We start from the raw sequence: 19,915 nt of genomic DNA, 5'->3' as shown, positions 1-19,915 counted from the left end.
GGGAGCTGATTTGCCCAAACTTATCTAATTATGCGTCCTTTGCACGGGGTTTGCCCCGTTGCAATCTTTCCTTTTTTGCAGTCTATGGAGGCTAGTTCCCTTTCCCTCAGAACGGTACACGTAACGCGCTATATCACCCCGCTGCGCGAGGGCGGCTCCCTGCCAGCCCTGGTAGAGGCCGATGATGGGTTTCTGTACGTGGTAAAGTTCCGGGGGGCGGGGCAGGGCCCCAAGGCCCTCATTGCCGAGCTGATTGTGGGTGAGTTGGCCCGGGCGCTGGGGTTGCGACTGCCCGAATTAGTATTCATTGAGCTAGATGAGGCATTTGGTCGCACCGAGCCCGACGAAGAAATTCAGGACTTGCTGCGCGCTAGTACCGGGCTCAACCTGGCCCTGCACTACCTGTCCGGCGCCAGCACCTTCGACCCCCTGGTAACCACCGTGGAGCCCCACTTGGCCTCGCAGGTAGTGTGGCTCGATGCCCTGACCCTAAACGTAGACCGGACGGCCCGCAACACCAATATGCTGCTCTGGCATAAAGAGCTGTGGCTGATTGACCACGGCGCTGCTCTGTACGTGCACCACGCAGGCCCCAACTGGGCAGCCCCCAGCCGGCGCACCTTTGCTCAAATAAAAGACCACGTGCTTCTACCCCAAGCCAGCGAGCTAGCCACCGTGGATGCGGAAGCTCGTGCCCGCCTTACCCCCGAGGTGCTACGCGCCATTGTGGCCCTAGTGCCGGAGGAGTGGCTTACCGAGCCCGATGTACCCGCCCAGGAGCAGCGCGCGGCGTACGTGCAGTTCTTAGAAAACCGCTTGGCGGCATCAGAAACCTTTGTTCAGGAAGCAAATGATGCCCGACAAGCACTTGTTTGAGTACGCCGTTCTGCGGGTGGTGCCCCGCGTAGAACGCGAGGAGTTTATCAACGTTGGCGTCATCTTATACTGCAGTTCCCAGGGGTTTTTGCAGGTTCAGTTTGCCGTACCCGAAGACCGGCTGCGGGCCCTGGCCGGCCCCGAACTAGACCTGACGGATATAGCTGCCCGACTACGTTCCTTCGAGCGCATCTGCCGGGGACGTAAGGAAGGCGGCCCTATTGGGCAGTTGGCAGTGGCCTCACGGTTTCGCTGGCTTACGGCTACGCGCAGCACCGTAGTGCAAACGTCGCCGGTGCACCCGGGCTTGTGCCAGGACCCCGCCGCTACGTTAGCACGCTTATTCGACCAGTTGGTCAGCTAAGGGCAGGATATAAACGTAGCCGGTTTTGCCATCAGCGGCACGCCTAAGTACCACTACGTCGTGCCGTAATAATCAACCAATAAACAGGCTGTAGAAGTGCGGGATACCTAGTGTAGTAGGTGTCCCGCACCAAAATTCACGGGCGGTCAGGCGAAGTCCGTCGGCGTATTGCTACCAACTAGCTTTGGCTCAACCAAGGAGTAGGGATGCTCCGATGGGCTTGGCCTGACGATTTGTAGTAACTCTCGTATAGTCTAGGCCGTGTGTCGTTGGCTTGCGTATACAGAACACGAAGCGGGTGCTCCTTCGGGCAACCCAGCAGCTACACTGGCCAGATCTGCTTTATAATGAGTAGCTTTACCGTGTTCCAATACACAAGGGCGTTCTGCTCATACATTCGCTATACCAAGTAGCTCTCATTTGGTATAGCCCCGTGGTAGTAGCGCACTGCGGTTTTTGCTAGCACCGGTTTTGGTGCACCGTAGCGTACCGCTTGGCCGCCCTGGCCAGATGCACTCCCCATTTTCCCCATGTCTTCTTTCTATCAGCCATCAGCTGAACTGCTGCGGGCGTTGGGCTTTGCCCCGTACGCCTCACCGCCTGGACAAGTGCGCTTTAGCCGGGCTAGTGCTTGCGGGCAGGAAACCATTGTGCTGTATCACGACGCCGAGGTGTCGTTGCTAGAGGTTGTAAACGGTCAGATCCTTTACAGCTTTCAGGGACGGCTGGCCTCCGAAGCAGAATTTCGGGTATTGCTGCGCCAGGTAAACTGGGAAGCCAGCATCCCATCTCTTTAATCCTTTTTCATCTATACATCCATGACAGATGCCTACTTGCGAAGCCTTGGCTTTGCTGCTACCGATCAAACCCGAGGTGCGGGCCAGCCGCTTTTCAGCCATGCCTGGCGTTACCAGCACGAGTACCAGGCCGTAGATGGCGCGCAGCTATTCGTAGAGCATCCGCTGGGCATTGCCAACTGCCGCCTCAGCACCCTGCCCGCTCCATTCGACGCCCAGGACATATTTGCCACTACTTCCCTGCACGACCGCCCGGCCTTGGAAGCGGCCATTGAGTCCTTCTTCACGGCGCACGGAGCAAAGGCAGCCTCCATCCCGTGGTAGTGCCCTATACCTACCGGCCCTACCGCCGACAGCCCTAGCGGCCCGCTGCTAGGAGTAGGAACGCCAGACGTTCCTACTCCTAGTCAGGAGGTGAACTCTCATCCAAGGCAGCCTGCCCTAGATGAGTGGCATAAGAATGAGGTTTGAAGACCAGTAGATGGTAGTAACCCGCATATACTCCGGTCTTACTCGAAGATGATAGTCTTGTTGTGGTGCACGAATACCCGTTCGGAAAAAACCAGGCGCAGGGAGCGGGCCAGCACTATTTTCTCCACGTCGCGGCCGGCCTGGGCCATTTCTGCCGCACTATGCGTGTGATTGACGGGGATGACGCTTTGGGCAATAATGGGTCCTTGGTCTAGCTGTTCGTTGACGAAGTGCGCCGTAGCTCCAATGATTTTCACGCCCCGCTCGTAGGCTTGGGCGTAGGGGCTAGCCCCCACAAAGGCGGGCAAAAAGGAGTGATGAATATTAATGAGGCGGTTGGCGTAGGGCAGCACAAACTCGGGCGATAGAATGCGCATGTACTTGGCCAGCACTACAAACTCCGGGGCATACTGACCAATTATCTGCTGCACTTCAACTTCGTGGGCCTCACGAGTTTTGCCCTCGTGGCTCACGCAGTGAAAGGGAATGCCAAACTGCCGGGTCAAGTCGCCGAGCACCTCGTAGTTGCTTATCACGGCCAAGATGCGCGCATTCAGCTCCTGGAACGCATGGCGCACCAGCAGTTCGCTAAGGCAGTGGTGCTCCTTGGTAACCAAGAGCACAATGTTTTTGGGCCGGTTGTCGGAAAGGCGGATATCGGCCGCCGGCAGGGTAGTGCGCAGCTCCTGTAGCAAATCTTCGGCGGCTAGCTCACCGGCCAGCTCCGTGCGCATGAAAAAGTGGTTGTCGGCTCGCTCCACAAATTCGTCGTTGCGCAGAATGTTGAGGCCGTGACGAAACAAAACGCCGCTAATCTTATAAATCAGGCCCGGCTCGTCGGGGCAGCGGATGAGCAGAATGTGCGAAGAAGCAGGGGTAGTAGCAGGCACGATGCGCAAGGATAATAGTGCGAGAAAAAGCGAGGTAGCGTAGTTGCAAGCAAAGAGCCGCGCGCCACCACCGGGAAGAATACGCGGTAAGATCGGGGGCTGAGTTGGAAACTCCGCCGAACAGGACGTGTTATGTACTGGGGCCGGAAGACAGCCGAAGAGGTATCTTATCTGAGTCCCGCAAAACTGTTTTGCTCTTACCCTCGCATGCTTCGCTGGTCCGACGTCCTGAGATATGCCACCTACAGCAACCCCGAGCCGGTGCGGCGCGTGGAGCAAACCGAAGAAACCTGGGCGCAGCAGCTGACGCCCGCGCAGTTTCAGGTGCTGCGCCAGAAAGCAACGGAGTCGCCCTACCGCAATGCGTATTGCCGCTCCTACGAGCCCGGGGCCTATGTGTGCGCCGGCTGTGCTAGTCCCCTGTTCGATTCGAGCACGAAGTACCACGCCATATCTGGCTGGCCTAGCTTCACCCAGCCCCAAACCAAGAGTGCCATCCGCTACACCTTCGACGAAAGCCACCACATGCGGCGCGTAGAAGTGAGTTGTAATGTGTGCGGCGGCCACCTGGGCCACGTCTTCCCCGATGGCCCCGAGCCCAGCGGCCTACGGTACTGCATCAACTCTGAGAGCATGCGGCGGATAGCAGCTCAACACTCAGAACCGCTGTCCGCCGCCTCTCACTAATATGGGTTGCTTAGCGCGTCTTCCGCTGCCATGCTACCAGCCCCGCCGCCGCTAGGCCCGCGGCCAAAGCCGCACCTATCCACTGGCCATTGCGCGGGGTAGTGGGCTTGCGCCAGCCCCCCGAAATGCCAGTGCCGTGCGGTACGGGGTGAGGCGTGAAAAGGCTGTTTTCCGAAACGGGAGCCGTTTCTGCCTGCTGAAAATACGTGTCGAACAGGCGACGCTCCATGCGGTTTACCACGCTTGGGGCAAACGTGTAGGACCAGCGCAGCAGCGTAGCGGGCCAGCCTACCATAGTGGTTGGGCGCGGGCGTTGCGCCACCGCCAAAATGGTATCGGCCACCTTTTGGGCCGGAAAAACGGGCGGCGCGGGCTTCACTACGCGGCCCGTGTAGTTGGCGCCGTGCTGAAAACCGGGTGTATCGATGTAGGCCGGGTGTACGTCGCACACGTGAATGTGGGGCGCTTTGCTTAGCTCGGCGCGCAGAGTATCCATGAGGCCGCGCAAGCCATACTTGCTGGCGCTGTAGGAAGCCGTGTAAGGCTCCGGCACCCAGCTACCCAAGGATATGACGTTGATGAGGATGCCCCGACCTTGGCGGCGGAAGTGGGGTAGCACGGCGTGCGCCCCGTAGAGGTAGCCCAGCAAATTAAGCCGCAGTACCTGCTCGTGGGCGACCAGCGGCACTTCCTCGAAACGGCCAATAGCTCCGCTACCGGCGTTGTTCACCCATACCGCAATACGGCCGTTGCCCGCCGCCAGGGCCCTTTCGGCTAAGCGTTGCACGGCCGTTGCGTCCGTCACGTCGGTAGGTACGGCGTGGGCGCGGGCTCCTAGCCGCTCACACTCAGCAGCTACCTCGGCCAGTACTTCGGCGCGGCGGGCCGCTAGCACTAGGGTAGCACCCTGCCGGGCAAAGGTGAGGGCTGTGGCGCGGCCAATACCACTGGACGCCCCCGTAATAACCACGGTAGCTCCGTGAAGAGAGTTAGCTTTCATAGGAAGAGTAGTCAAGAGGTCGTGTAGAAAAAGAGTAGCAGGGCCGCGTCTGGTGCACGCACGCCGGAATGCAGCCTGGGAGCAACTCATCCACCACCTACAGCTCTAGTGTACGCCTTAGTGCTGTTTGTGCTAGCGCTACGGTTGTGAAGGGGTGAGAGTATACGGAAACAGGCCCCCCGCATGGAGAGCCTGTTGGTATGATATAGCAGTAGAAGCCGCCATCCCGGTAGGGAGCTGCAACTCAGACTAGGGTGTTTAGCTGCCTTTAGGCATGCCGCCGGTCACTTCCAGCAAGCTGCCGGTAGAGTAGCTGCCGTCTTGCGAGGCGAAGTACACGTAGGCAGGGGCCAATTCTTCGGGCTGGCCGGGGCGGCCCAACATCGTAGAATCGCCGAATTTCTTGAGGTCTTCTTCCAGCATAGTGCCCGGGATGAGGGGCGTCCAAATGGGGCCAGGCAGTACGGCATTTACCCGAATCTTCTTCTCGCCCAAGTAAGCGGCTAGGCTCTTGGTGAAGGTGTGGATGGCGCCCTTGGTGCAGGCGTAGTCAATCTGGTGCGGGTTGCCAACCAGGCCGGCAATGCTACCAGTGTTGATGATGGCGTCGCCCTCCTTCAGGAAAGGAATGGCTGCCTGGGCCATAAACAAGTAGCCTTTGATGTTGGTGTCGAATGTGCGGTGGATATTCTCCTCGGGCACCGTTTCAAAGTTCTCGTAGCCCATCTGGTAAGCTGCATTATTTACCAGGATGTTGAAGCCGCCTAGTTCGGTATGCGTGCGGCGCACTGCCTCGCGGCATTCCGTGGCCGAGCGCACATCACACTGGATAGCCAAAAACTTACGGCCCTGGGCCTCTACGGCCTGGCCCACTACGGCAGCATCTTCGGCGTTGGTGTGGTAAATAACCGCCACGTCGGCACCTTCCATGGCAAAGGCTAAGGCCACGGCCCGCCCAATGCCAGAGTCGCCGCCCGTGATGAGGGCTACCTTACCCTTGAGTTTGCCCGCCGGCTGGTAGCTCGACATATCCCAGTCGGGCTGCTCCTTCATTTGCTGTTCGCTGGTGGGGTAGGCGGTAGGCTTAGGGTTGATTTCGCTATTGGTGGGGCGTGGTTCGTTCTGTTCCGTGTTCATATCTAGCAGGTTTGTATGAGTAGAGATACGCAAGCAAAGCCCTAAAGTCAGGGAAGCACAAAAAACTGTTACCCCCAAGCAGAGGCGAATTACACTAGCTCAACCAGTGCAGGGCGTGCACTACTCCCAGTTGTGTAGCAGGCGCCGCACAAGAATGATTTGGCCAGTATGATAGGCCGTGTGGTCACCAATGAGCAAGGCTTCGCGCAGAAGGGTTTGACCGGTGCCGTGGGGTAGGGGCGCCAGCAACTCTTGGTTGGGGTCGTGGAGTAGCGCCACAAACCGGTCCCGGTCGGCTGCTATCTGGGCAAGTGTAGAGTGCCACGCAGCTTCATTCACTGCGGTTTCGGGGGCGGGCCAATAGCCGGCCGGCCATGCGGGCGAATGGTGCTCGGCGCTGATGCAAAACTCAACAATGTCCCACTGGGCAATGCGGATGTGCTCGGCCAACTGCCATACGGTGTAGGGCAACTCCGGCACCCGCTTATTCACCAGCGCCACGGGAATGTTGGCGCAGGCATCGGTAAACGTTACGTGGGCATTGCCCTGGGTCAGGAGGGCAACTAGCTCTTTCACAATACCTTCTCGGATGTTCTGGTCCATAGGAAGAAATGGGGTTGACGGAAGCAGGGTGCCATGTACCTATGCCTGCCTTTCTGCAAGCTATACGGGCCCACCCACAAAAGGAGCGTGCCGCACTCTGGTAGGAGAAGGAGCCAATGCCCCAACGTCTTTGGCAAGGCCGCGTACACAAGGGCAGCCAGCATGCCGCAGAAGGGGCTTACGTACCCGGGCTTGGTTTATAGAAAATCACCACGTTACATACGCATATGAAAAAGTCGACAACGGCCTGGGTTGGTGGGCTAACGGCCGCCGCTGCGGCCTTCCTGTTCTGGAAAAATAAAGGCCAAACGGCCCCAACGCCCAGCAACGACCTTGAGGCTCAACTGAAAGTGCCTAAGCCCGCGCGTGCTACCACCGCCACCCGGCCCTTAGAGGACTTCCGTACGCCAACCCCCGAAAACGGACACGTGCGCGACGTGGTAGCCTCCAACCCACCGCCCGATGATGCGGGTAGCAACTTCAGCGTGCAAGGCGACGTCCACAAGCCCGGTCTCACGGAAAACAACGCTAAATAAGTAGGCTAATGCCACAAAAAGCCCTGGCTAACGCTGGGGTTTTTTGTGCTCCTTCGTATCGGCCGGGGCTGAGATAGTTGGTAGCGCCGCAACTCAGCGGAGCCCCATTAGGAGGCGGTTGTTTGCCTAGGCTGCCTCGTTTTCTACTTCTGATGCCGTTGCGTACAGGTAGAGCACCCAGGTAACCGGACTCAGGTGGCAGAACGCAGGTGAGTACCATGCTGCTGCGTACGTTGGGTACGGCTGAGGTAGTTCGTTTGAGTAGGTAGGGCCGAAGTGAGAAATTAACTAACCAAAACTACCAGGGCGCGTTTTAGAGAATATGCAAGAAGAAACCAAACTCAGCCGCCGCCAGGTAATCAATGGCCTAGGAGCCAGCCTCGCCGTTGCTGCCGTTAGCCCTATAGTACCCGCCGAAGCTGCGGGTAATGCCGCTACCGCGGCCCCCGAACCCCTGAGAGACCCTACTACTGCCTACCCCAAGCCTCCATTCAAAAGCCAGACCCAGCCCTGGCCGGGACTGGCCTCCAAGATGGAGCCTGTACCCGACCACGGCGAGAAAAGCTATAAAGGCTCGGGCCGCCTGAAAGGCCGCAAAGCCTCATTACAGGTGGCGACTCCGGCATGGGCCGCGCCGCCGCCATTGCCTACGCCCGCGAAGGTGCCGATGTAGCCATCAACTACTTGCCCGCCGAAGAGGCCGACGCCAAAGAGGTAATTGCTCTGATTAAGGCCGCTGGCCAGAAAGGCGTAGCCATTCCCGGCGACCTGCGTGATGAGGCTTTTTGCAAGCGCATGGTGGAGGAAGCTGTCCGCCAGCTAGGAGGCCTGGACATCCTGGTGAACAACGCGGCGCGGCAGCAGCAGCGCCAGTCTATCCTGGAGCTGACCACTGAGGACTTCGACGCGACGATGAAAACCAACATCTACGCGCCTTTCTGGACCATTAAGGCGGCGTTGCCCCACCTCAAGCCCGGTTCTGCCATCATTGGCACTACCTCTGAGCAGGCCACGGACCCTTCCGAAAACCTCTACGACTACGCCCAAACTAAGGCGGCTACTACCAATTACGTTCGTTCCCTAGCCAAGCAGCTGGCCCCCAAGGGTATTCGCGTGAACGGTGTAGCTCCCGGCCCCATCTGGACGCCCCTGCAGGTAAGTGGTGGTGCTACTCAGGAGAAGCTAGTAAAGTTTGGTGGCGATACGCCTATGAAGCGGCCCGGTCAGCCAGTAGAGCTAGCCTCTATTTACGTGCAGCTCGCCGACCCCATGGCAAGCTACGCTACCGGGCAGGTGTACGGTGCCTCCGGTGGTGCCGGTATGCCATAAACGTGCTACTGCCACCGCAGTACCTACTAGAAATGCAAAACGCCCCGGTAGTTACCGGGGCGTTTTTTGTGTAGCACTGTTGGCGAGGTAGATTAAGAAGGTAACTGGCCCCCGGACCTAAGCCTGGATACCCGTGGGCTTACCGTCGATGCTGTGGGCGTTGCGGTTGTGCCAGTACTGCGCTACCTGCTCGGGGCCGCGCTGTTCCATGTAGTCGTTCAGCTCGTCGCGCTCGGCCTGGTACTCGAAGAAGGGCACGGCCATGCCGCAGGAGGTTTGCACCAGGTCTACCGCTACCACCACTATCTGCCGGGAGCCGGGCAGGTGCGGGAACAGGGGCAGCAGCTCGGCCCACTCCGCGTCGCGGGGGTGGTACATGGTGGCGGTGCCGTAAAGGCGCAGGATGTTGGGCTTGCCCTCGAAGGCGCACCACATCAGGGTAATGCGGTTTACCTCCAGCAGGTGGGCGGCGGTTTCGTTGCCGCTGCCGGTCAGGTTCAGCCAGGCCACGCGATTGGCATCTAGCACGCGCAAGGTATCCTGGCCCTTGGGCGAGATATTAACGCGCCCATCCGCGGCAGCCGTGCCTACGAAGAATATGTGCTGCTGCTCGATAAAGTCCTGGTTATCAGCGCTGATAGCGGAGTATTGCTTACCCATACGGGAAGGAATTTAGCTGGATAGCAAGGTAGGGGTGTTGGGAGTTCGAGGCTGTACTTTCACCTTTAAAGTTAAAAAATATTCACAGCTATTTTTTTTAGCAAAATGCTCTTATATTTAGCGCGGCTCAAAGAAAGCTTTGGGTATGTCTCACAAACTATCGTCGAAATTTATGCCGCAGAATTACCAAGTATTAGCAGAAAACATCAAGTCAAGGATAAATCCTGACCATATAGCACTACAAAGGAGCTTTTCTGCAGAGCTAGCTACTATATCGTATAGCGATGTGCTTGTGTATGTAAGGTTGGCAATGAAAGGTGTAGATGAAGATTACACAAGAAGAACTAAAGATGCTGGTGAAAGAGTCAAAGATCATCTACGTGCTTCATTAACAAATGTAATTTTCAGATATCAGGGCTCAGTAATGACCAATACTCATATAAGGGCGCATAGTGATATCGACCTTTTAACTATAACAAATAAATTTTACACATATGATGCATATTCAGCTAAGAAGATGCTTAATGAGCAAGCTAATTCACTAACATATAGTCAGCGGCAGAAGCTAACTAATGAAGTGAACGTTACAGGATATAGTGGTTCTTTGTTAGATGATTTAAGGTCACTTCGTCTTGACTGCGAGAATATACTTTCCAGTAAATACAGTGTATGTGATATTGAACATGCCAAAGCAATAAAAATAACTAATCTCAGCTTAGGCCGTGATGTAGATATTGTCATAGCTAATCACTACGATGACGTTGTTTCAATAATAAATGACAAAGGTGATTATAGGGGTATTCAAGTTTATAATAAAGAAACCCATTCTCGTGGGGATGTCGATTACCCATTTATGAGTATTGAGAAAATCAATGCTAGAGGAATTGAAACAGTAGGTCGTATTAAAAAGATGATACGCTTTTTGAAAAACGTAAAAGCAAAATCAAATAGCGATATCAGATTGAGTAGTTTTGATTTTAACGCAATTTGCTATGATATAAATGTTGATAAATATAAGTATTTAAGTTTTTACGAGCTTGTTCCAGTTTTGTATCAGCAGATAAAAAGTCTATGTGATAACCAATGGCATTCCGACTCTTTGATGTCAGTTGATGGCCGTGAAGCAATTTTCAAAGGTCATCCAGACAAGCTTCGTCATTTGCGCCTTATTCTAAATGAAGTTACAAGTATTTATTCTGATATGATCGATGCAAGGATTTTTGGTAAGACTTTAGTGCAAATGATTTAAACAACAGAATAATGGAATCAAAAAACAAAAAAAGAGTTTTTATCGGCTCTTCTTCTGAAGAACTCACGCTTGCAGGAATTGCCAAGACTATTTTAGAGAAGGATTTTGATGTGACAATATGGAACGATAACATATGGGATACTGCCATATTTAAAATAAACCAAAATTTCCTGTCTGACCTTATGAAGGCTTCTCTTCAATATGACTTTGGGATTTTGCTTGGAACTACTGATGATAAGGTAGTGTATCGGGATAAGGAGGTACTGCAGCCTCGTGATAATGTTTTATTTGAATTAGGTCTATTTACAGGGCGCTTAGGGTTATCTAAATGCGCTTTCGTTATTGAAAAGGAGCTTAAAGTTCTTTCTGATTTGAATGGTATCTCTTTAGCTAGATTTGAAAAAGGAGATATCAAAGGGTTTGCTGGTGCAGTTGAACAAGTAAGAGACTTATTCTTAGCCAGTAGAGATACTGAGGTGAACTTTTTCCCTTCAGCAACTTTAGCTTCTGTGTATTTTGAAAGCTTGGTTGTTCCGATATGTAAGTATGTTATAGAAAATGATGGGTTTGATTTAGGAGAAGTTAAACATAAAAAATGTGTTCTTAATATAATTATTCCTGAGAAGATAAGTTTAGACGTGAATATTCAATTTGAAAAAATGAAACGTGGTATCGAAATGGAGAATGTTTCTTTTAAATACGCAGGTAGGCCAAGGTTTATAAGTATAGAGACAAAGATAAAAGATGGTGTACTTGAGTTTGTGGATTTCCCAACTATACTAGCTGGGATTAATCATGCAATACAAAACTTAATGCCAACTGATTTCAATGCTATGAGTCCAGATTACGAGCTAATATTAGATAGGGAGCTCAAACGCTTTATCACCACTCTGAAAACCCTCCTTCTCCGTCATGGGTTTGATGAAATGGTGTGTATAAAAAGGAGTATGGTAGCGTAGTAATACATAAACAGAAAGCGGTTAGGTTATTAACCTAACCGCTTTCTGTTTATGTATTATCCTCTTTTCAACACTTCTCGAATACCGCTTAACCCGCCGGCAATGCTTTCCAGCTTATCCAGCATCTGTAGGAGTTGGCCGGCGCCGGAGTTGCGGAGGTTGTCGCGGAAGGTAGCTTTGATTTCCTGCCAGCGGGTTTCCTCGGTGGGGGTGAGCCAGCCTAGCAGCTCGCGCAACTTGAGCAGGTTGGCTTCGGTGGCGCTGGTCAGGGTTTGGGCTTCGCTTTCGTAGTGGGCGGCCAGCAGGTCGGTTATTTCCTGGTCGTTCATCACGGGGCGTACTTTCTCGGCCAGCTTGTTCATGTTGCGGTAGGAGCCCTGCAGCTTGAACGGCGGCTCGGTGCGGTAGGCGTCGGCCTGGGCGGCGCTGGCAATGTAGGCGGCATTCACGCGGGCCACCACGTCGCGCAGGCGCAGCAGCTTCTGCAGCACCGCCACGTACTCGTTCAGCTCCTCGGGCGAGTGGTTGCCCTCGAAGCTCAGGCCGTCTTGCTGGCCGGTTTCGGCGAGGCGGATGAGGGCGGGCACGTCCTGGGGGCTTTGGGTGGCGAGGCGGCCCAGGGCGGCGTTGCTGGTGAGGGCGTTTTCGAGGTAGGAGAGGCGGAAGGCTTCCTCGGAGCCGGTGCTCAGGATGTCGCCGAGGTTGTAGATGTCGGCGCGGTTGGCCAGCATGTCGGGCAGCTGAAACACGTCGCCGCTTTCGGTGTAGGGGTTGCCGGCCATCACCACCGCCACCTTGCGGCCGCGGAAGTCGTAGGTGCGGGCGCGGCCCTCGTACACGCCCTCAATCTTGCGCTGGGCGTCGCAGAGCGAGATAAACTTCTGCAGAAACTCGGGGTTGCAGTGCTGGATGTCGTCCACGTAAATCATCACGTTGTCGCCCATCTCGAAGGCCAGGTTCAGCTTCTCCAACTCCTGCCGCGCCCCGGCGTTGGGGGCCTGGGCGGGGTCGACGCTGGTGACGGCGTGCCCGATGGCCGGCCCGTTGATTTTCATGAAGATGAGGCCCAGGCGGTTGGCCACGTACTCCATGAGCGTAGTTTTGCCGTAGCCGGGCGGCGAGATGAGCAGGAGCAGGCCCATGAGGTCGGTGCGCTTGCCCTCGCCCGCCGTCCCGATCTGCTTGGCCAGGTTAGCCCCAATCAGCGGTAGATATACTTTGTCAATCAGTTGGTTGCGCACGAACGAGGTGAGCACCCGCGGGCGGAAATCTTCCAAGCGCATATCCTGGGCGGCCCGCACCAGCAGCTGCTTCTTCAGCTCCTGAAACTGCTCGAACTGCGGCACCAGCACCCGGTCGTAGTGCAGCAGCCGGCGCCGGAAGTCGGGGAAGTTGAGGTGGTAGCTGGGGGTAGGGGCCTTCGGGTCTTGGGGGCTTGGATTTTCCGGCGTGACGATGCGCGGGTGGCTGCCCTGGAAGCCGGTGAGGGTTTCGCGCAATGGCGTGTGCACCACCCGCGCCGAATCATACGTGCCAGTGAGCAGGAGCACCGCGCACTCGTTGCAGAAATCGGAGAGGGTAGCGGCGGCCGGGGCCTGGCGTAGGTAGGCCTGCAGCCACTGCCGAATCAGGGGCAGCTGGGCGGCGGGCTGGTCTTGCAGGCTCGTTACGGACTGCTGGAACAGCTCCGTGGCCTGGCGCTCCTGCAGCTGCTTCTGGAACTGCTGGTACAGCTCGGCGGCTTCGGCGGCAATGATGAAGGTGCCGGTGTGGGTCAGCTCGTGGAAGAGGTAGTCGCCGGCTTCCGCTACCTGGCCTAGGGTGAAGAGGCCGGTTTGCTGGGCGAAGGTTTCCACGGCGGCTTGCAGCTCAGTTTTCAGCTCATCGAACTCCTGCGAATCGGGGAACACCTGGAGCAGCACCCCAATGCCCTGGAGCTGCCGCTCCCAGTGGGCGCGCTGGTCGGGGTCGGCGAATCGCAGCCAGTAGAGGGCCGCGGCGGCGCGGGTGTCGGCGGGGTAGCGGAGCAGGTCGGCGGTGCGGGTGAGGCGCACCAGGGCCGTGAGCAGCAAGGCCGCGTCGTGGTCGTGCACGCCTTTGAGGTAGCCTTCCTGGTAGCGCGCGGCCATAAACTGCTGCACGTAGGCCAGTAGCTCGGCGGCGCTGAGGTGGCCTAGCTCCGTTACGGACAGCACAGCGGGGCGGCCCGCTTCCGCGTCGGCGGGCGTGGGGTGCTGGGCGGCCTGCAAAATGCGCCAGGCCAGGAACTCGGCCCGGTACACGTCCTGGTTTTCCGACACCACGGTTTGCTCCCAGACTGGCCTAGCAGCCAGCAGGGCGGGGTCGTTGATTTTCTGGAAGAAGTTGGTGCCGGTGAGGTGGTAGTGCAGGGCGTCGTCGCGCAGCACCACGGTCAGCTCCAGGGGCTGGGTATTCACGGTGAAGGCGTGGGGGCCGAACTTGAGAGTCTGGCCGCCATCGGCGAACAGGTCGGCCCGGTCGCGGAGCTGGCGCACGGCGTCCTCGCGCAGGGTTTTCAGGCGGCTCAGCACGTCGTCGGCCTTCACCGAATCGCCGAGGCCTAGCAGCTCCTGGGCGGTCTGGCGCACCTTCTCCACCATCACATCGGCGGCAAAGTACCCGTTGATGTCCGCTACTGATTCCAGGCGGGTAAGGCGGCTCTGCACTGCTTTCAGCAGTCGTTCGGCGCTTTGCAGCAGGGCTGTGGCGCGCTGGTTGCGGGCCGCCACCAGGGCCGTTTTCTTCGATTCGAAGGCTTCTACTACCTGCTCGCGCCGGGTGGTGAGCTGCTCAATGAACTGGTCGAAGTCGGGGAACTTGCCTTCCAACTCTTCCAGCTGCACCATGAGCTTGGTTTGGTACTCGTCGCACTTGGCGGGCGTGTCGGCCAGGTCGAGGTAGTTGGTGAGGGCCTGTTCCAGCAGCTTGAGCTGAGCGGTGAATTCGGCCTGGGCCTCGGTGCCGGCCAAGGCCTGCCGCCGCCGCTTCAGCGCCGCCCGAATCTGGTTGAAGCGGGCGTACACCGTCGAGATGTTGTCGATGATGGCCGTGGTCTGGGTTGGGTCGGGAATGGGCAGGTTGCTCACTACCTCAATCAGCAGCTCCAGCTCCTGGGCTACGGCGGTGGTTTCCTGCTCGCGCTGGTCGGCCTCCACGGTTTTCTGCACCTGCTCCACGCCGTCGGCAATGGCCTGCACCCGCTGGGCGTAGGGGGCTAGGGCATCGGGCTTGAGCAGGAAGTCCACGGTTTGCAGGGCCACTTCCTTGCTCAGCTCCTCTAGGCCAGTGGCGTGCTGTTCCACGGCTGGCAGCTCCACGTAGCGCAGTTCCTTCAGGGAAATTACCTCGCCCCGCACCCCGCGCAGCTCGCCCAGCAGCTGCACAAACTCCGTGACGGTATCGGGCGCCGAGCGGCGGATGCGGCCCACTAGCTCGTCGGCTTTCTGAAAAACGGTTTGGGTTTGCTGAGCGGTGTTTTTGCGGATGCTCTGCACCTTCTCAAATTCCTCCACAGCGGCCGTGGCCGTCTGCCGGATTTCGCCTAGGGGCTCGGCTAGGGCCTGGGCGGCGGGCTCGCGCAGCCAGTGGTAGCGTCGGTGAGGCTAGTTGTCTGGCGAATCAGGTCGAGGTAGAGGCCAGCGTAGGAATCGTCCTTGCTGGTCAGCGTCAGGACCTCCTGCACCTCACTCATGGCCCGCACAATCTCCTTGTTGCCCAGCTTGTAGAGGTAGGAATCCGAGGTAACCGGCAACTCAAAATTTGGGGCCGTGTAGGGCGTCTGCCAGATCTGCACGGCGTGGTGCTTCTTGGGCTCGTCATCGGCCCGGAAGTAGCACAGCTCCCCATTCTCAAACAGGGCATAGCGTGGCACACAATGGGGTTGTCGACGCGCTGGGCAATGCGGTTGTAGCTCAGCAGCAAGTAAGTGCCCTGGTCCTTGTTATAGAATACGTACAGGAAATCCTCCCCGTTCGGCGACACCACCCGCTTCTCAAACAGCATCTCCCGCAGCCCATTGTCAAAGAGCTTGTTGTCGCCGGTTTGCAGGTAGAAGCCGTGCGGGAAAATTAGGCCCTGTCCGTCGGGCAGCAGCACGCAGGCATCGGCCAAGGCATCGAGGCGCTGGGCAGTTTTGAGCTTGTGGTTGAAGATGAAGTAACGGTACTGCTGCTCCTGGTAGGGCCGGATCTTGAGCAGAATCAGGTTGCCCACCACCGCGTAGTAGATTTCCGAGTCATCAAGCGTCTGGTCTTTATTATCGACCGGCTCGCTCAGAATACCCTGCCCGGTGCTGGTGTTGTCCTCAACTTTTATGGTCAGGTCGCCACCAATAGTCTCCACAAACACCTTGTCCTCGATGCTGATGTGGGGGTGCTTGCCGCCGCGCTGCATGTCGCGGGTGGCGCGCTTCCACTGGAACTCGTGCTGGGGCGGGAAGGTGTACTCGTGGTCGGAGCGGTTGTCGAGGTAGGTGAGCATGTCGCCCTGCATGAGCCACTTGAACGTCTTCACATCCGAGGCGCTCTTGCCCACCCGAAACACCATGAACAGGTGCACGCCAATGACGGCAAACTTCACGAACTGGGTGTTCTTGTAGTAGCGGTACAGGTTGCGGAACTCCTCCAGAAACTGCGGGTTCTGCAGCAGCTCCAGTCCCAGCGGCCGGAAGTCGTGCTCGGCGTACTCGTACACCCCAAACACGTCGGCCAAGTCCGGCTCCGCCTTCAGCCCCAGCACCACGTTATACCCGAAGATGAACCGCTGCCCCACCGGCACCATGTCCCAAGGCACGCAGTTGTTTTCCGTAGTAATGCGGCCGGTGCCTAGTAGGCGAGTGTCTACCGCCCCAAATACCTGCTTGCGCTCCGCGTTCAGCTTATCTAAGCGCTGGCGCAAGTCATTACTGCTCTTGAGCAGGCGGTTGCGCAGGATTTCGTAGGTGCCGGTTTCGAGTTGGGTAGCGGCGGTTTGTTCCATTGGGTAAGCGAAGGCCGGAAGGGGTTAGTGAAATAGCTAATTGAATTTGATAGAGACTATTCGATAAGCTCATAGGAGACAAAGTCCGGGAAAATGGCTGCGGCAAAGCCGATGAAGGAAAAGATGGCACTGAAACAACTGTCGGCAATGGCTTTCTGCACCGCGTCCCGGATAGTTTGTTGAGCCAGGTCTTTGACGATGAACATATCCGAAGCCCAGAAGTAAAAGCCGTCTTTGGCTAGCAATTGAGCAACGTTTGCTACAGTAAAGGCTGTGCCTACATAGACTCGGCCATCTTCACAGAGGACGTAAACATCTAGGTTATGGTCTGTGATGCTTGGGTTACCATCATAGCCAGGTAAGTCGGCGAAATCGTCTTCAGTAGGGATGTAATAACCACCCGGAAAAACCAGCTTGAAGTTCATTGTTGAAGCTATTGGGTTCCAGCCTCCGAGTGCTAGAGACTAGTTTCCCTCCTCAGATGAGGAGGGGCTAGGGGTGGTTGCTGGTGGTAGAACGGTAGCTTGAAAAGCAGCTTCAATGGCCGCCAATACACTTTCTATATGTTGCGCTATTAGCTTATTCTCAAACCGTAACACTTTCAGCCCTAGGCTGCCCAAGTAAGCATCCCGCTCCGTATCCTGTGCCTCGCCGCTAGCCGTGAAATGCCCGGCACCATCAAGCTCCACCACCAGCTTTTCAGCCGGACAGTAGAAGTCTACTATGTAGGGTCCGATACCATGCTGGCGGCGGAACTTGCGACCGGCTAGCTGGCTACGCTGGAGAGCTTTCCAAAGTAGGGCTTCGGCAGGAGTGAGGTTGCTGCGAAGTGTCCGGCGGGTAGCTTTTTGATAGCCTAGGTTATGAATGTGATTTGTATCGGGCATAGCTATAGAAGTCTAGAGGCTAGTTCCCCTCCTTAGATAAGGAGGGGCTAGGGGTGGTTGACCAATCGTTGAACGGCAACTAGTTTTAGTTTCTAGCTCTAGTTTTTCAACCACCCCCAACCCCTCCTCATCTGAGGAGGGAAGCTAGATTTTAGTTTTAGTTTCTAGCAGGGGTAGTCACTCCTTACTTCAACTCCAGCATCTTCACCGGCTTGTCCCCAATACCCAGCGCGGTGGCGGTGCCGGCCAGTTGCGTAATCGTGGCGCGGGTGGCGTCGTCACCGGCCTGGTTCATCATCTTCAGCAGCAGGGCCGAGACGCTGAGGTTTTTCAGGTCGTCGGAGCTCAGGCCGAACTGGTCCACGAAGCGGCGGAGGTTGGTTTTGAAGTCGCCACCGCCGTCGAGGGAGAAGAAGGCGTCTTTCACAGTGCCCAGCACTTCGGAGTTGTGCACGGCGCGGTCAATCATCTTACCCTTGGTGATAGAGCCAATGATTTGGTCGAAGAACATGGTTTCGCCACCCACAATGTCGATTTTGGCGGCCTTGAGGGCCTCGCCGATAACGTCGGCCTGGCTGGCGGCAATGTCTTTCTGAATGTTGATCTGGGCCAGCTCCACCGACTTCTCCTTGTCCAAGCGCAGCTTGAACTCCTCGTGGTCTTTGCCCACGCCGTCGAGCTTCTTCATAGCGTCGGCCTTAGCTTCGATGCCCTTGGCTTCCACCGCAAACTTCTGCTCCGATACGGCGGCTTCGGCCAGGCCTTTCTTCTGGTCGGCATCGGCTTTGGCCTGAATAATGTCGGCGTCGGCGAGGCCTTTTTCGCGGTTCACTTTGGCGGCTGCCAGGCCTAGCTTCTCGTCGGCTTCGGCCTGGGCACCGGCTTTGGCCTGAATGGCCTGGGCTTCAGCGGCGGCAGTGAGTTGGAGCACCGTGGCCTGGGTTTCGCCTTCTTTCTGGCGGGCGGTGGCTTTGGCCTGCATCACTTGGGCTTCGGCCAGGCCTACAGCGGCGGCTTTGCTGGCTTCGGCTTCAGCAGGGTACGGATGGCCTGAGCCTTAAACTCAGCGGAAGCTTTTTCAGCTTCGGCGTCAATGAGGACCTGCTTGGCGCGGAACTCAGCCGCCTGCCTTTCCATATCGGCATTGCCCACGAGAGCTACGGTAGCAGCTTCGGCTTGCTGCTTGGCCGCGGTAAGGGCTATTAGCTTTTCGCGGTCGGCCTGGGCCTGGGCGCGGGTGTCTTTGATTTTCTCCTCTTCCTGCACGGTGGCCTTCTCCACTGTAATTCGCTCTCGAATGATGGTCTGGATGTTCTTTTTCTCTTCTTCCAGGGCCTTTTCCTTCTCGATCTGGGCCAGGGCCACAATCCGCTCCCGCTCGTTGGCTTCGAGGGCTTTGGCTTGGGCTACGCGCTCCGTTTCCACGGCGTCGGTGCGCTGCTTATTGCGCTCGGCTACCAACACCTGCCGGTCGCGGTTCTGCTCAGCAATGCGGACTTCCTCTTCCGTAGCAATGCGGGCTTTCTCGCCTTTTAAGCGTTCCTCCTGCAACACTTTTTCCGTTTCGGCCAGCTCACGAGCCTTAATGTTGGCTACTTCGCGCTTCTGCTTTTCCTGATTCTCAATCAGCTGTTTCTCAAGCTGTAGGATGGTTTCCTGAGCCTCTACGTCCTGCTTTTTAATGGTTTTCTGCTGCTCCCGCTGAATGGAGTTGGCTTGAATCTTCTGCTCCGAAGTCAGGGCAATAATCTTCTTAATACCCTCCGCGTCCAGAATATTATCTTGGTTTAGGGCCGTGAGCGGGGTTTGCTCCAAGTAGTCGATGGCGCAGTCGTCGAGCACGTAGCCGTTGAGGTCGGTGCCGATGATGGTCAGGATTTGCTGCTTGAACTGCTCCCGGGAGTTGTACAACTCAATGAAGTCGAAATGCTTGCCTACCGTCTTCAAGGCTTCCGAAAACTTGGCGTCGAAGAGGCTTTCCAGGGCCTGAGGGTCGGAGGCGCGGTGGGCACCAATACTCTGAGCTACGTTTACCACGTCCTGGCTCGTCTTATTTACCCGCACGAAGAAGTTCACCTTCACGTCGGCGCGCATGTTGTCTTTGCACACCAGCCCCTCGGAGCCAGCGCGGGAAATGACGATGGTTTTCAGCTTGATGTCCATTACCTCCAGCTTGTGGAGAACGGGCACCACGAAAATGCCGCTAAACGATACCTGCGTGTCGCCTAGGCCGGTGCGCACAAGGGCTTCGCCCTGCACGGCCTTCTGATACATGCGCGCCACAAGGGCAATAAAACCCAATACAAGGACAGCGACGATGACAATCACCGCCAGGGAAAGTTGTTCCAACATGGATGTAGGAGGTAGGAGTAGGGAATAGATACAGTGATTGAGAGCAGCCAGTTAAGACGGGCGGACGCTAGGGCAAAAGGTACTAGAAGAGGGAAACGGAGGGCATCAGGCCCTAAAGTG

At 56.6% G+C, this 19,915-nt stretch carries 18 protein-coding genes and 2 pseudogenes; 9 read left to right on the top strand and 11 right to left on the bottom strand.

Annotated elements, in window-relative coordinates; all coding sequences use genetic code 11:
- The first annotated feature begins 84 nt into the window (after window positions 1-84).
- From VI25_RS14550 to VI25_RS14535, 4 genes are all read left to right on the top strand, one after another.
- Window positions 85-876 (top strand): HipA family kinase, encoded by a 792-nt coding sequence (locus VI25_RS14550; protein WP_055562607.1) that lies wholly within the window; start codon window positions 85-87, stop codon window positions 874-876.
- Complete coding sequence (locus VI25_RS14545) at window positions 854-1,240, top strand: DUF3037 domain-containing protein (protein WP_045689903.1); 387 nt, start codon at window positions 854-856, stop codon at window positions 1,238-1,240. The genes VI25_RS14550 and VI25_RS14545 overlap by 23 nt, the downstream gene beginning before the upstream one ends.
- Before the next feature lie 530 nt (window positions 1,241-1,770).
- Window positions 1,771-2,037: a hypothetical protein gene (locus VI25_RS14540; protein WP_055562606.1), complete on the top strand. Its 267-nt coding sequence runs from the start codon at window positions 1,771-1,773 to the stop codon at window positions 2,035-2,037.
- 21 nt (window positions 2,038-2,058) lie between these two features.
- On the top strand, window positions 2,059-2,361 hold the full coding sequence (locus VI25_RS14535; protein WP_045689902.1) for a hypothetical protein: 303 nt from the start codon (window positions 2,059-2,061) through the stop codon (window positions 2,359-2,361).
- Window positions 2,362-2,546: 185 nt separating this feature from the next.
- Here VI25_RS14535 and purU read toward each other — a convergent pair whose 3' ends face one another.
- Window positions 2,547-3,398 (bottom strand): formyltetrahydrofolate deformylase, encoded by an 852-nt coding sequence (gene purU / locus VI25_RS14530; RefSeq protein WP_045689904.1) that lies wholly within the window; start codon window positions 3,396-3,398, stop codon window positions 2,547-2,549.
- Between the two features lie 207 nt (window positions 3,399-3,605).
- Between purU and msrB the strand changes: the two genes are divergently transcribed.
- Window positions 3,606-4,085, top strand: a complete 480-nt coding sequence (msrB, locus tag VI25_RS14525) for a peptide-methionine (R)-S-oxide reductase MsrB (RefSeq protein WP_045689901.1) — start codon at window positions 3,606-3,608, stop codon at window positions 4,083-4,085.
- A 10-nt stretch (window positions 4,086-4,095) separates the two neighbouring features.
- Here the strand turns inward: msrB and VI25_RS14520 are convergent, their stop codons facing one another.
- The 3 genes from VI25_RS14520 to VI25_RS14510 all read right to left on the bottom strand — a co-directional run bounded on the left by VI25_RS14520 (window position 4,096) and on the right by VI25_RS14510 (window position 6,825).
- A complete protein-coding gene (locus VI25_RS14520; RefSeq protein WP_045689900.1) occupies window positions 4,096-5,085 on the bottom strand; it encodes an SDR family oxidoreductase in 990 nt (329 codons plus the stop codon).
- A gap of 258 nt (window positions 5,086-5,343) precedes the next feature.
- On the bottom strand, window positions 5,344-6,222 hold the full coding sequence (locus VI25_RS14515) for an SDR family oxidoreductase (RefSeq protein ID WP_045689899.1): 879 nt from the start codon (window positions 6,220-6,222) through the stop codon (window positions 5,344-5,346).
- A 120-nt stretch (window positions 6,223-6,342) separates the two neighbouring features.
- Window positions 6,343-6,825 (bottom strand): DinB family protein, encoded by a 483-nt coding sequence (locus VI25_RS14510; protein ID WP_045689898.1) that lies wholly within the window; start codon window positions 6,823-6,825, stop codon window positions 6,343-6,345.
- 227 nt (window positions 6,826-7,052) lie between these two features.
- Here VI25_RS14510 and VI25_RS14505 point away from each other — a divergent pair, with 227 nt between their 5' ends.
- Entirely contained in the window at window positions 7,053-7,361 is a 309-nt protein-coding gene (locus VI25_RS14505) for a hypothetical protein (RefSeq protein ID WP_045689897.1), read from the top strand.
- Between the two features lie 322 nt (window positions 7,362-7,683).
- Window positions 7,684-8,690, top strand: a pseudogene (locus VI25_RS14500) (SDR family oxidoreductase).
- Between the two features lie 117 nt (window positions 8,691-8,807).
- On the opposite strand, the gene VI25_RS14495 reads toward VI25_RS14500, so the two are convergent.
- Window positions 8,808-9,350, bottom strand: a complete 543-nt coding sequence (locus VI25_RS14495; protein WP_055562605.1) for a pyridoxamine 5'-phosphate oxidase family protein — start codon at window positions 9,348-9,350, stop codon at window positions 8,808-8,810.
- 172 nt (window positions 9,351-9,522) lie between these two features.
- Between VI25_RS14495 and VI25_RS14490 the strand changes: the two genes are divergently transcribed.
- The gene (locus tag VI25_RS14490) at window positions 9,523-10,599 is read left to right on the top strand and encodes a hypothetical protein (RefSeq protein WP_045689896.1); all 1,077 of its coding nucleotides are present in this window, start codon (window positions 9,523-9,525) and stop codon (window positions 10,597-10,599) included.
- An 11-nt stretch (window positions 10,600-10,610) separates the two neighbouring features.
- Window positions 10,611-11,558 (top strand): STING domain-containing protein, encoded by a 948-nt coding sequence (locus VI25_RS14485; protein ID WP_045689895.1) that lies wholly within the window; start codon window positions 10,611-10,613, stop codon window positions 11,556-11,558.
- A gap of 56 nt (window positions 11,559-11,614) precedes the next feature.
- Here VI25_RS14485 and VI25_RS14480 read toward each other — a convergent pair whose 3' ends face one another.
- The 6 genes and pseudogenes from VI25_RS14480 to VI25_RS26995 all read right to left on the bottom strand — a co-directional run bounded on the left by VI25_RS14480 (window position 11,615) and on the right by VI25_RS26995 (window position 19,795).
- Window positions 11,615-15,091, bottom strand: a complete 3,477-nt coding sequence (locus VI25_RS14480; RefSeq protein ID WP_201783308.1) for an AAA family ATPase — start codon at window positions 15,089-15,091, stop codon at window positions 11,615-11,617.
- A gap of 41 nt (window positions 15,092-15,132) precedes the next feature.
- Window positions 15,133-16,556, bottom strand: a pseudogene (locus VI25_RS25905) (DNA repair ATPase).
- A gap of 56 nt (window positions 16,557-16,612) precedes the next feature.
- Window positions 16,613-16,981, bottom strand: coding sequence for a hypothetical protein (locus VI25_RS14475; RefSeq protein WP_045690502.1), 369 nt, complete (start codon window positions 16,979-16,981; stop codon window positions 16,613-16,615).
- Between the two features lie 39 nt (window positions 16,982-17,020).
- Window positions 17,021-17,443, bottom strand: coding sequence for an endonuclease domain-containing protein (locus VI25_RS14470; RefSeq protein ID WP_045690503.1), 423 nt, complete (start codon window positions 17,441-17,443; stop codon window positions 17,021-17,023).
- Window positions 17,444-17,627: 184 nt separating this feature from the next.
- Window positions 17,628-18,425 (bottom strand): hypothetical protein, encoded by a 798-nt coding sequence (locus tag VI25_RS27000; RefSeq protein WP_236705067.1) that lies wholly within the window; start codon window positions 18,423-18,425, stop codon window positions 17,628-17,630.
- A gap of 20 nt (window positions 18,426-18,445) precedes the next feature.
- Window positions 18,446-19,795, bottom strand: a complete 1,350-nt coding sequence (locus VI25_RS26995) for a flotillin family protein (RefSeq protein ID WP_236705066.1) — start codon at window positions 19,793-19,795, stop codon at window positions 18,446-18,448.
- Window positions 19,796-19,915: the final 120 nt, after the last annotated feature.

Origin of the sequence: Hymenobacter sp. AT01-02, from assembly GCF_000961955.2 — a bacterium.
Taxonomy (GTDB): Bacteria; Bacteroidota; Bacteroidia; order Cytophagales; family Hymenobacteraceae; genus Hymenobacter; species Hymenobacter mucosus.
This window is presented reverse-complemented; position numbering and strand designations above follow the sequence as displayed.